General features: G+C 71.1%; 9 protein-coding genes. 2 read left to right on the top strand and 7 right to left on the bottom strand.

Annotated elements, in window-relative coordinates; translation table 11 throughout:
- The first annotated feature begins 191 nt into the window (after nucleotides 1-191).
- Nucleotides 192-437, top strand: a complete 246-nt coding sequence (locus QWI33_RS06660) for a hypothetical protein (RefSeq protein WP_289956125.1) — start codon at nucleotides 192-194, stop codon at nucleotides 435-437.
- Nucleotides 438-497: 60 nt separating this feature from the next.
- Here the strand turns inward: QWI33_RS06660 and QWI33_RS06665 are convergent, their stop codons facing one another.
- Nucleotides 498-1,292 carry a metallophosphoesterase gene (locus QWI33_RS06665; RefSeq protein ID WP_289956127.1) on the bottom strand — a complete coding sequence of 265 codons (795 nt, stop codon included), beginning with the start codon at nucleotides 1,290-1,292 and terminating at the stop codon, nucleotides 498-500.
- 232 nt (nucleotides 1,293-1,524) lie between these two features.
- On the opposite strand from QWI33_RS06665, the gene QWI33_RS06670 reads away from it, so the two are divergent.
- The gene (locus QWI33_RS06670) at nucleotides 1,525-3,564 is read left to right on the top strand and encodes a M3 family metallopeptidase (protein ID WP_289956128.1); all 2,040 of its coding nucleotides are present in this window, start codon (nucleotides 1,525-1,527) and stop codon (nucleotides 3,562-3,564) included.
- 178 nt (nucleotides 3,565-3,742) lie between these two features.
- Here QWI33_RS06670 and QWI33_RS06675 read toward each other — a convergent pair whose 3' ends face one another.
- From QWI33_RS06675 to QWI33_RS06700, 6 genes are all read right to left on the bottom strand, one after another.
- Nucleotides 3,743-5,446, bottom strand: coding sequence for a stealth family protein (locus tag QWI33_RS06675; protein WP_289956130.1), 1,704 nt, complete (start codon nucleotides 5,444-5,446; stop codon nucleotides 3,743-3,745).
- A 233-nt stretch (nucleotides 5,447-5,679) separates the two neighbouring features.
- Entirely contained in the window at nucleotides 5,680-6,321 is a 642-nt protein-coding gene (locus QWI33_RS06680; RefSeq protein WP_289956131.1) for a 2'-5' RNA ligase family protein, read from the bottom strand.
- 117 nt (nucleotides 6,322-6,438) lie between these two features.
- Entirely contained in the window at nucleotides 6,439-8,133 is a 1,695-nt protein-coding gene (gene cydC / locus QWI33_RS06685; protein WP_289956133.1) for a thiol reductant ABC exporter subunit CydC, read from the bottom strand.
- Complete coding sequence (gene cydD / locus QWI33_RS06690; protein ID WP_289956134.1) at nucleotides 8,130-9,893, bottom strand: thiol reductant ABC exporter subunit CydD; 1,764 nt, start codon at nucleotides 9,891-9,893, stop codon at nucleotides 8,130-8,132. Before cydD ends, cydC begins: the two co-directional genes overlap by 4 nt.
- Nucleotides 9,890-10,888 (bottom strand): cytochrome d ubiquinol oxidase subunit II, encoded by a 999-nt coding sequence (gene cydB, locus QWI33_RS06695; protein ID WP_289956137.1) that lies wholly within the window; start codon nucleotides 10,886-10,888, stop codon nucleotides 9,890-9,892. Before cydB ends, cydD begins: the two co-directional genes overlap by 4 nt.
- Before the next feature lie 30 nt (nucleotides 10,889-10,918).
- The gene (locus tag QWI33_RS06700; RefSeq protein ID WP_289956139.1) at nucleotides 10,919-12,325 is read right to left on the bottom strand and encodes a cytochrome ubiquinol oxidase subunit I; all 1,407 of its coding nucleotides are present in this window, start codon (nucleotides 12,323-12,325) and stop codon (nucleotides 10,919-10,921) included.
- Between the last annotated feature and the right edge of the window lie 118 nt (nucleotides 12,326-12,443).

A 12,443-nucleotide genomic window follows, 5' to 3' on the forward strand; every position in this document is an offset into this window, starting at 1 on the left:
CGTCTTTTCCCTTCAGGCACAACGGCCGCCAACTGCCAAGATGACGCTGTGCTCGAAGCCGCTTACAGTCTTGCTCGGTCGCGGAGGCGGTCAGCCGGTTATCTGGGGTTATGCCGGGTTTCGGTCGCTCGAACGCGGGAAATCTGCACATGCAACGTGTCGATTCAAGGCCCTGCATCGTTGTGTCAGATATGAGACACAACAGAGTCATCGCGCGCCGCGAACATCGACGCGCGTTCCGCAGGGCCTTCCTGGCGGCCGCGTTCGCCACCGCGGCGGCGACCGCACTGGGGTACGCGATCGCCTTCTCGCCGCTCGCCGGCTGGGTGACGATGGGCCTCGCGGCCGCCGTCGTCGCGACCGCCTGGGTGGAGTCGCGCGCCGGGCGCGCCGCGACGGCGCCGCCGGTCACCCCCGTCTACTTCATGAAGGAATGAGGCGGGTGCACGGTCAGCGGCGGCCGCACCACCAGGCGGCCGCCGCGTTCCGGTCGGCGATCAGTTGAGGCGGACGACCAGGCACTTGCCGCCCTGGTACACGCCGCCGTCGACGTTGAGCACGAGCCCGTCGCAGTAGCGGCGGGCCTGCGTCACCTGGCTGGGTGCGAGTTCGGTCGTGTCGGGGATCGTGGAGTGGCCGTGCACGAGCTCCTCGCCGCCGAACGAGCGGAGCATCCCGCGCACCCGCGCGGGCCCGTCGGGGCCCATGAACTCGTGGCGGCGGGTCAGCTCCCGGAACAGCTGCCACCACTCCTCCGGCTCGTCGCCGGCCATGATCGTGCGGATCGCCGAGTTCACCGCCTCCTCGCTGCGGCCGTAGCCCAGGTACGACTCGGTGTCGGCGTGCACGAGGAGCACGTTCCCCGCGACGTGGAGCACGCGCCGCGTCTCGAGCCACTTCACCTCGTCGTCGGTGAGGTCGCCCAGCTCGTCTTCGAAGCCGCCGTTGAGGACCCACCAGTGGAGGAACTGGCGGTCCTGGCCGTCGACGTCGGTGAAGGCCACGTCGCCGAAGCGGCGCGAGCCGAGCAGCAGCACCTCGTGGTTGCCGATGAGCGTGTCCACGTGCCCGCCCTCGGCGGCGGCCTGCCCGGCGAGCCGGCGCAGCAGCCGCACGACCGCCACGCCCTCCTCGCCGCGGTCGAAGAGGTCGCCGAGTATCCACAGGCGAGCATCGCCGCCGGTCCACTTGGCGTCCCCGTCCACCAGTCCCCGGCCTCGCAGCGACTCGACGAGCGCGTCGTAATGGCCGTGGATGTCGCTGGCCACGTATAGCGGACTGGTTTCAGACATGGGCTCGATATTAATCCTGCGGGCGACCGTTCGGTGAAGTTGCGGGCCGCTCTGTTCGCGGATCCGGCCGCCCGGCGGGCCGCCGAACGTATCGCGCTTGCCGGACGGCTAGGGCCCGGAATAGGATTCGGCCACCGCCATTCTTTTCGGCGGCACAGCCGTCGTGCCCGACCCACGGGCCCGCCGCCCGCCGCTACTGCCAGCGCCGGTTCGACCGCAGCGAGGAGCCTTCGTGACCGAGAACCCGTTCCTGTCCCCTTCCGACCTCCCCTATCAGCTCCCGCCGTTCGCGGCGGTCGCGACCGAGCACTACCTGCCCGCGTTCGAGCAGGGCATGGCCGAGCAGCTCAAGGCCGTCGACGACATCGTCGCCGACCCGGAGCCGCCGACCTTCGCGAACACCGTGGTGGCCCTGGAGCGGTCCGGTCTCGGCACGCTCAAGCGGGTCGCGCTCGTGTTCTTCAACAAGAACTCCTCGGACACCGACGACGACCTGAACGCGATCGAGTCCGAGATCAGCCCCAAGCTCGCCGCGCACGCGGACAAGATCCTGCTGAACGCGGCGCTGTTCGCGCGCATCGAGGCGGTCTGGGAGCAGCGCGGGCAGCTGGGCCTGGACGAGCAGGACGAGCGGCTGCTGGAGCGGTACCGGACCGAGTTCGTGCGCGGCGGCGCCGCGCTCGACGCGGACGGGAAGGCGCGGCTGTCGGCGATCAACACCGAGCTGGCCGAGCTGGCCTCCAAGTTCAACCAGCAGATCCTCAGCGACATCAACGACTCGGCCGTGCACGTGACCGACCGCGCGGAGCTCGACGGGCTCGGCGAGGACCAGATCGGGGCCGCCGCGTCGGCCGCGAAGGAGCGCGGCCTCGAGGGCTGGCTCATCACGCAGTCGAACTTCTCGCGCCACCCGCTCCTGGAGGACCTGAAGGACCGGGGCCTGCGCGAGCGCCTGTACAAGGCCACGATCGGGCGCGGCGCGGGGAACGCCGAGACGCTGCTGCGGATGGTGCGGCTGCGCGCCGAGAAGGCGCAGCTGCTCGGGTTCGAGCACTTCGCCGCGTACATCGCCGCGGACCAGACGGCCGGGAACGCCGGGGTCATCGCCGAGCGCCTCGCCGGGCTCGCCGAGGCCTCGGTGCGCAACGCGCGCCGGGAGGCCGCGGAGCTGCAGGAGGTCATCGACGGCGACGGCGGCGGCTTCGAGCTGGCGGCCTGGGACTGGTCGTTCTACTCCAAGCAGGTGCGCCAGGCCAAGTTCGGTTTCGACGCCGAAGCGCTGAAGCCGTACCTCGAACTCGACCGGGTCCTCGTCGACGGCGTCTTCCACGCCGCCGAGCAGGAGTTCGGACTGACCTTCGAGGAGCGCAAGGACCTGGAGGGCTACCACCCCGAGGCCCGCGTGTGGGAGGTCTTCGACGACGGTGCGCCGCTGGGCCTGTTCGTGGGCGACTTCTTCACGCGCGACTCGAAGAAGGGCGGCGCGTGGATGAACCCGCTCGTCGTCCAGTCCGAGCTCACGGGCGACAAGCCCGTGGTGGTCAACAACCTCAACATCGTGAAGCCCTCCGACGGACAGCCGGCGCTGGTCACGGTGGACAACGTGACGACGCTGTTCCACGAGTTCGGGCACGCCCTCCACGGGCTGCTCTCGGCCTGCCGCTACCCGAAGACCTCGATGACCTCGACGCCGCGCGACTTCGTCGAGTACCCGTCGCAGGTCAACGAGATGTGGGAGGACTGGCCGGAGGTCACCGCGAACTACATGCGCCACTACGAGACCGGTGAGGCCGCGCCGGCCGAGCTGATCGCGCAGTGGAAGGCGGCCGGGAAGTTCGGCGAGGGCTTCGCCTCGACCGAGTACCTGGGTGCGGCCCTGCTCGACCAGGCCTGGCACCGGCTCACCCCGGACGAGGTGCCGGACGGCGGCGACGACCCGCACGCGGTCGTGGAGGCCTTCGAGCGCAAGGCGCTCGAGGACGCCGGGATCTACATGCCCGAGATCGCCCCGCGCTACCGCTCGGGGTACTTTGCGCACATCTCGATCGGCTACGCCGCCGGGTACTACTCGTACATCTGGTCGGAGATCCTCGACGCCGACACCGTGGAGTGGTTCAAGGAGAACGGCGGCCTGACCCGCGAGAACGGCGACCACTTCCGCGCCACCCTGCTCAGCAAGGGCGGCTCGATCGACCCGATGGAGTCCTACCGCCGCTTCCGCGGCCGGGACGCCGTGATCGACCCGCTGCTGGAGCGACGCGGACTGAAGTAAGCGCACGGTGAAGGGCCCGAAGCGTTCGCTTCGGGCCCTTCGCATTTCCGACTTTTCCGATATGTCCCCCTAGGGGACCCCTGATTTCACACTACGCGACAGGTACGACACTCACCGTTCGCGAGAAGTCTTCACCAACCCGCACGACTACGGGGGAAGTCGTGCGGGTCAGTTGCGCCTAGAACGCCATGGCCTTCTCCCAAGGCGACCGCACCGGGAAGTACGACTCGAGGAAGCGCCGCATCATGTTCGAGCGCTCCTCGGCCTGGCCCTCGGGGAGCCCGGCGTCGTTGATGCAGAACGTGTCGCGGTCGCGGCGCTCCAGGAGCAGCTCCAGCCGCTCGGCCGCGTCGGGCATCCCCAGCTCCACGTAGGCGTCCTGCGCCTCGCCGTGGACCGCGCGGCCGGTGAAGCACGCGTAGTAGTGCTGCAGGGTCACCGTCGAGACGTCAGTGACGTTGCGGAAGGCGCTCTGCGCGGTCCGCGCCAGGTCCTCCCCGAACTCCTTCTCGACCTCGGCGAGCACGCTGCGCTGCAACGGGTACGGCACGTGCTTCATCATCCGCGAGATGGTCCGCCCGAAGGCCCGCTGCAGCAGCGCCCGGTCGTTCTTGAACGCCGCGTTCGGCGGCGAGTCCGCCGTGCTGACCGGGTCCATCCCGATGAACGTCTGCGCCGGGAAGAACCGCGCGATCCCGCTGGGCTCGAAGAACAGGCGCGGGTCGACCGGCTTCCCGACGAACATGTCGTCGTTGAAGTACAGGAAGTGCTCCGAGAGCCCCTCGATGCGGTGCAGCTGCGTCTCGATCGCGTGCGAGTTGAAGGTGGGCAGGCAGTCCGGGTCGTCGAACAGGTCCCGGTGGTCCACCACGGTGATCCCCGGGGCGTCCGCGTCGAGCCAGTGCGGGCGCTGCCGGTCGGTCACCAGGTACACGTGCCGCACCCACGGCGCGTTCAGGTGCAGGGAGCGCAGCGAGAACCGCAGCTCCTCGCGGTCGTGGAAGCGGGCCGCGTTCGCCGACTCGGCGTGGTACGGCGACTGGTCGGCCTCGGCGCGGCGGCGCAGCCACGCGTGGTCGGCGCCGTCCACCCACGTGTACACGACGTCGATCGGGAAGTCGACGAGGTCGAGCCCGGGGCGGGCGAACTCAGGCCGGGTCGAGACGCGCGGGAGGTCGGCGCGGGGGCCGGCCGCCAGTGCCGTGAAGAGGCGCCCGGGTGCTGAGACCCGGGCGCCGTCGTCGCGGACGACGGGACTGATGCGGTTGTGCCTGGGTGCCAGGAGGTGGCCGTCGCCGGTGCCGGTCCAGAACTCGACGTCGCAGCCGCTGTCGGCGCCGAAGAGGAGGTCGCGGCCGGCGTCGGTCCAGAGCCAGGAGGCGCGGACGAGCGGCACGTCGCCCATGTCGGCGCTGCGGGCCCACTGCGGGCGGTCCAGGCCGAGTTCGGACTCGCGGAAGGCCGGTTCGGGCACCGAGAGCCGCCCGCCGGTGGCGTCGCACAGGATCGCGAGCGCGGTGCACGCGCGCTGGCGGTCGGCGGCGTTGACGGCCAGGACGGGGCGGGTGAGGCTGTAACCGGGCACGGCGAAGTGGTCGACGCCGGCGGCGGTGAGGATCGCGGTGACGATCTCGAGGTTGCGGCGCCAGACTTCGAGCGGCGTGGATTCGGCGAGCGTGTAGGCGGGGCGGATCTCGCCCTGGTGGAGGAGGTGGGCGACGTCGAGGTCGCTGAAGTACCCGTACGGTTCGCTGACCTGGGTGCGGGTCTTCGCAGCGGGCGGCTCGACGAGTCGGGGGTCGGCGAGTTCCGCCGCTTCGTCAAACGGGGGAAGGAATTCCGTAGCTCGGGTTGCGATGCGACGGTCATTGTCTGCGAACAAATCGACACCTCCTGACACGTACGGCGTACGCCGTTGCGGGGTGGACCGGGACTGGTACCGGCAGGGTGAAGGCAGGTCGTCGCTGACCACGCCTGAACGTCACGTGGCCGGACATTGACACTGTTACCAACAGTAGGCCACATGCCAGTGACAGAATGGTGTCAGATTCGCTTCCGGTGCGTCAACCGCAACGGGCGCCGCCTGAGGCGACGCCCGTTCACAGATTGAGATCCCTACTCCCCCAAGGGGATTCGAGCAATGTGTTCCCAGGTGTAGGTGGAGGCGCCGTCGGATTGGATGACTCGGACGAGATCCACTCCACTGACGGTGATTTCGGTCCTACCCGGTCGAACGTCGCGGAGCTTGTTCTGGATGGCGCCGCGGCTGGTGTCGGCGTCGACGTCGGCGGACCGGTAGGAGAGCGAGACGTGCCCGGGACCGCCGCAGGGGCGGCCGTAGTCGCCCTCGACGATCTCGTTGACGGCGTCCACGCAGGTGTTCACGAGCCTGCGGAACTCGGTGTCGGGGAAGGTGTCGAGCATGATCGCGCCGGTCGCGGCCAGCGCGGGGCCGATGGTCAGCGGGAAGGCCTTGATCTCGGCGGCCTTCTCGCGGAGCCGGCCGATGAGCTTCTCGCGGGTGGAGTCGTCGATCGATGCGGCGTCGCATTCGACGGAGGCGATGGTGGCGTGGAGCCATTCGAGCGGGACGTGCCGGTCGCCGTCGGCCCGGTCGAGGACGTCGCGGTAGGACTCGGCGACCGCCTTGACCTGGTCGAGATCGGTCAGGTACACGTGGAGTTTGGTCCACCCTGCGGGCCAGCGCTGCCCCGAGTGCGGGGCTTTCGGTCCGGTTGCGGGTGCAGATGTGTTCACTGCTGCATCAATGCCTTAGCGCGATTCAGGTGTGACGGGCGCCCGGACGGGCGCCGTCGGTCGTTTCCACCGGCACGTCGTTTGAAGTACGCGTCCGGGTAGCACCGTTCCGGGAGTCTACCCAGGGGGAGCCACGCCCAATAGACGGTTGTCCGGCGCGTCACGTCGCGGTGTCGGGACCGGGCCGTGCAGGTGCACGACGCGGTCGACGACGCCCTCGGGCAGCGGCCGGTGCGTGATGACGATGGTGGTCTTGCCTTCAAGAGCGGCGGCGGCGGTGCGGAGTACACGTTCGGCGGTGGCGGCGTCCAGGTGCGCGTCGGGTTCGTCGAGGACGAGCACTTCGCGGTCGGCGAGGAGGCATCGGGCGAGGGCGATGCGGCCGCGCTCGCCGCCGGAGACGGCGCGGCCGTGCTCGCCCAGGCGGGTCTGGAGGCCCTCGGGGAGGGCTTCGAGCCAGTCGCGGAGGCCGGCCCAGCGCAGGGCGCGGGCGAGGTCCTCGTCGGCGGCGGAGGGCCTGGCGAGGCGCAGGTTCTCGGCGAGCGTGGTGTCGAAGACGTGGGCGTCCTGGGAGCAGAGTCCGACGGTGCGGCGGAGGTCGTCGCCGTCGTACTCGGCGAGTTCGACGCCGCCGAAGCGGAGGGTCCCCTCGTAGGGCAGGAAGCCCATGAGGGCGGCGGCGAGCGTCGACTTGCCGGAGCCGGACGGGCCCATGACGGCGACGCGCTCGCCGGGCTGGACGGTGAGGTCGAAGCCGTGCAGCGCGGGCGCGTCCGCACCGGGCCAGGTGACGGAGAGCCGCTTGATCTCGATGTACGGCGGGCCGCCGAGCGGGTTCGGTTCGTACTCCATGGGTTCGAGCGGGTCGGGGCGCGGCTCGGGCGCCTGGGTGATCTCCAGGAGGCGCCGGCCGCAGGCCTTGGCGACGGCGGTCTGCTGGGCGGCGGCGGGCAGCGCGAGCACGGGCTCGAACGCGGCGAGCGGGACGAGCGCGACGACGGCGAGCAGGACCCCGTCGAGCGTCCCGGCGGCGACGGCCGGGATGCCGGTGGCGAGTGCGCCGGTGACGGCGGCCGCGAGGGCGAGGAGTCCGGCGGCCTCGCCGAGTCCGGCGGTCCAGGCGATGCGGGCGTGGGCGCGGCGGAGCCGGTCGTCGCCTTCCAGGACGTGCGCCAGGGCCGTGGCGTCGGTGCCGGCGGCGACGAGCTCCTCGCGGCCGTGCAGGAGGGCGCGGACGCCTTCGGTGAGGTCGCCGCGGGCGCTGGCGGTGGTCCGCGCCGCGTACCGGGAGGTCCAGGTCGCGAGTGCCGGCCCGGCGAGTGCGGCGGCGAGCAGGCAGGCGGCGAGGACGGCTCCGGCGGCGGGCAGCAGCGCGGTCTGCAGGACGACCGCGCAGACGGCGACGATGACCGCCGAGGCGAGCGGCAGGGCGCCGCGCAGCCACCGGTCCCCCACGCCGTCGACGTCGTCGATGAGGCGGGCCTGGAGGTCGCCGGAGCGCCACACGGGGACTCCGGCGGGTGCGAGGCGAACGAGCTTGCGCCACACGGCGGTCCGCAGCCGTTCGAGGCCGCGGAAGGCCGCATCGTGCGAGACGAGGCGTTCGGTGTAGCGGAGCACGCCGCGGCTGATGCCGAAGAGCCGCACCGAGGTGATGGCGACCATCAGGTACAGGATCGGCGGCTGCTCCCAGGCGCGCGAGATGAGGTAGCCGGAGACGGCCAGGAGCGCGAGGGCGCTGAGCTGGGCCAGGGCGCCGAGTGTCGCGCCGAGGCCGAGCCTCAGGGCGATCGGGTTGCGTGCGGAGCTCACCAGTCAACCTCTCTGTCGGCGATCGCGCGCACCGCGGGGCGGTGGGAGGCGATCAGCACGGTTCGCTGTGCGCGGTAGGGCGCGAACGAGTCGAGTACGGCCTGTTCGGTGTCGGAGTCGAGGTGCGCGGTCGGCTCGTCGAGGAGGAGCACCGGCGGGTCGAGCAGGTCGACGCGCAGCAGCAGGCGGGCCAGGCCGACCCGGGCGGCCTCCCCGGCGGAGAGCCCGGAGCCGTCGGCGGCGACGGTGCGGGTCGCGGCGGGCGCGTGGGCGGCGGCGATCGCCTTCGCCACAGCCGGGTCCGAAGCGCCGTCCGGGACGGCGAGGCGCACGTTCTCGGCGACCGTGCCGTCGATGAGGACCGGCCGCTGCGGGAGCCACGCGATCGAGCGGCGCACTGCGGCGAGGTCGAGATCGGTCAATGCGGTGTCGTCGAACGCGATCGAGCCGGAGACCGGCTGCCGGAAGCCCACGAGGGCCGCCATGAGGGTCGACTTCCCGGCGCCGGAGCGCGCGGTGAGGACCGTGGTCTGCCCGGCCGGGACCGTCAGGCTCAGTTCCGGCAGCGGCTGGCGGTCCGGGTAGGCGAAGACGGTGCGGCGGAACATGATCGTGGGCGCGCGCCCCAGTGGGGTGCGCATGGTGCGGGACGCGGTGATCGCGGCGGAGCCGTGCTTGCCGGCGGGCCGCTCCGGGGCGCCCGCACGGCCGGACCAGCGCGCCAGTGCCGAAGCGGCCGTCCCGGTCGGCTCCGGTTCGGGCGCGGTCTCGGCGTGCTCGGGGGTGTCGCCGAGGATCGCGAAGACCTGCTCGGCGGCGGCCAGGCCCTCGGCGCTGGCGTGGTAGTGCGCGCCCGCGTTGCGCAGCGGCAGGTACGCCTCGGGGGCGAGGATCAGGACCAGCAGTGCGGTCTTGAGCCCGGCCTCGCCGGTGAGGCCGCCCTCGACCAGGTCGACGCCCACGGTGACGGCCACGAGGGCGACGGAGAGGCTCGCGGCGAGCTCCAGGACGAGCGCCGAGCAGAACGCCACGCGCAGCAGCGACATCGACCGGCGCCGGTACGCGCCGGTGGTGACCTCGATGGCCCCCGCCTGCTTCGAGGCGCGGCCGAAGGCCTTGAGCGTCGGCAGCCCGGCCACGAGGTCCGCGAAGTGGTGCGCGAGATGGGAGGTGGCCTCCCACTGGCGTTCGGCGCGCGAGCGCGTGTACAGGCCGATGAGGATGCCGAACAGCGGGATGAGCGGCAGCGTGAGCAGGACGATGAGCGCGGCGGCCGGGTAGGCGGCGAGCATGACCGCGAGGACGCCGACCGGCACGACCACCGCGAGCACGAGCTGCGGCAGGTAGCGGGCGAAGTAGCCGTCGAGCGCGTCGATCCCGCGCACCAGCAGCGCGGCGGTCGCCCCGGTGTGGCGTTTCCCCGAAGGCAGGCGCATGAGCTGCTCCAGCGCCTGGCGCCGCAGGCCGGACTTGACGCCCGCGCTCGCGCGGTGCGCGGCGGCCTCCTGCACGGAGGCCAGGAGCGCCCGCAGCGCGAGTACGGCGGCGAGCGCGATGAGCTGCGGCGCCAGCGAATCGAGACTGCGGCCGCCGGCGAACGCGCCGGCGATCACGCTCGCGGTGAGCCACGCGCCGGCGACGACGCACGCGGTGCGGGCGACGCCGAGGGCGGCGCAGACGCCGATGAAGACCGCGGCCCCGCGGGCGCGGTGGAGGAGGCGCCGGTCGACGCCTGCGGGTTTGGGTGCGAGGGTCGTCATGCGACCGGAATCCTCTCGACGATGACGCGCTTGCGGAAGACCCAGTAGGTCCACCCCTGGTAGAGCAGGATGAGCGGCAGGAAGATCACGGCGGCCCAGGTCATGATGCCGAGCGTCTTCTGCGTCGCGGCGGCGTTCTCGTGCGTGAGGCTGTTCGCCGCATCCGAAGTGGACGGCAGCACGTTCGGCCACAGGGCGCAGAACAGCGCCGTGGAGGCCAGTGCGATCGTCAGCGCGGTGGCGGCGAACGCCCAGCCGCCGCGGCCGGTGTAGTCGAGCGCCAGGCCCGCCGCCAGCGCGATCACCGCGAGCACGATGAGGACCATGGTGGTCCAGTTCCCGTGCGCGGCCTGCGTCCAGACCAGGAACGCCAGCGCCGGGACCGTGGTGGCGGCCCCGAGCCGCAGGCCCGTGGTGCGGGCCCGCTCGGCGAGGCCGCCGGTGGTGCGCAGGTGCAGGAAGTACGCGCCGTGCGTCGCGAAGAGCAGCAGGGTGGTCAGGCCGCCCAGGAGCGCGTAGCCGTTGAGCAGGCCCCAGATCGAGCCGGTGTAGTCGAAGTTCGCGTCCAGCGGCACGCCGCGCACGAGGTTCGCGACCACGACGCCCCAGCAGAACGCCGGGATCGCCGAGCCGACGATGATGCAGCGGTCCCAGCCCCGCCGCCACCGGTCGGTGTCGCCCTTGCCGCGGTACTCGAAGGCGGTGCCGCGGATGATGAGTCCGATGAGGATCGCGAAGAGCAGCAGGTAGAACCCGGAGAAGAGGCTGGCGTACCAGTGCGGGAACGCGGCGAACATCGCCCCGCCGGCGGTGATGACCCAGACCTCGTTGCCGTCCCAGACCGGGCCGATCGTGTTGATGAGCGCGCGCCGCTCCCGCTCTTCGCGGCCGAGCACCGGCAGCAGCATCCCGACCCCGAAGTCGAAGCCCTCGAGGATGAAGTACCCGGTGAACAGGACCGCGATGGCGATGAACCAGATCGTCGTCAAATCCATGCTGTGCACCCCAGTGTTCTCGGTCGGCGGTCAGTACGCGAAGGCCATCGGCTTGTCGGGGTCGTCGGAGGGGCTGGAGGTCGCCAGCGCGCCCTCCTCGTCCGGCGGTCCCGCCTTGGCGTACTTCAGGAACAGTTTGAGCGCGAGCACCGCCAGGACCAGGTAGACGAGGGTGAAGCCGATGAGCGATGCGGCGACCGTGGGCACGCCGACGCGCGGCGAGACCGCCTCGCTCGTCTCGTAGAGGCTGAACACCACCCACGGCTGGCGGCCCATCTCGGTGAAGATCCAGCCCGCCGAGTTGGCCAGGAACGGAGCCGCGGCCATCCACATCGCCACGGGCCAGAACAGGCGGTGCCGGGGCATCCGGCCGCGGCGCGTGCACCACCAGACGATCACCGCCATGGCGACCGCGAGCATGCCGAAGCCGATCATCGCCCGGAAGGACCAGTACGTGAGCGGGATGTACGGCGCGTACTCCCCCGGCCCGTACAGGGACTGGTACTGGGCGTTGAGGTCGTTGATGCCCTGCACCTCGCCCTGGAACGAGCCGGTGGCGAGGAACGAGAGCAGGCCCGGGATCTCGATGATCGGCGTCCCGTGGCTGCCGTCGAGCGGGCCGATGGTGAGCACGGAGAACGGCGCGTTGTACGTGGTCTGGTAGAGCGCCTCGGCGGCGGCCATCTTCATCGGCTGCGTCGCGGTCATGACCTTGCCGAGCGAGTCGCCCGAGAGGACCAGGCCGATGCCGCCCACGAGGGTGGTGAGGATGCCCAGGCGCATCGCGGGCCGGTGCACGTCCAGGTCGCGGCGGTGCATGAAGTGGTAGCCGGAGACGGCGATGACGATCGTGCCGGCGGTGAGCCAGGAGGCGAAGATCGTGTGCGGGAACGCGGCGAGCGCGACCGGGTTGGTGAGGACGGCGCCGAAGTCGGTGAGCTCGGCGCGTCCGGCGGTCTCGTTGAGCTGGTAGCCGACCGGGTTCTGCATGAACGCGTTGGCGGCGAGGATGAAGTAGGCGCTGGCCAGCCCGCCGATGGCGACGAGCCAGATGGCGGCGAGGTGGAGCCCGGGTTTGAGGCGGTCCCAGCCGAAGATCCACACGCCGATGAACGTCGATTCGAGGAAGAACGCGACGAGCGCCTCGAACGCGAGCGGCGCGCCGAAGACGTCGCCGACGAACCGCGAGTAGGCCGACCAGTTCATGCCGAACTGGAACTCCTGGACGATGCCGGTGACGACGCCCATGGCGATGTTGATGAGGAAGAGCTTGCCCCAGAACTTGGTGGCGCGCAGGTACGCGCTCTTGCCGGTGGTGCGCCACAGGGTCTGGAGGATCGCGACGAGGAGCGAGAGGCCGATGGTGACGGGCACGAAGAGGAAGTGGTAGACGGTCGTGACCCCGAACTGCAGCCGTGCCAGGTCCAGAACGTCCATATCGCCCCAATCGCGCATTGAGTGCCTGAGTGTGATTATCGTGGCAGCTCACCCGGTCCCAGGGGTTGAAACGCGCGAGTGCACGGGTTTTCGAGGCGCCGGTCCGCGAGGGACAATT

It is taken from the genome of Glycomyces tritici (assembly GCF_030403505.1).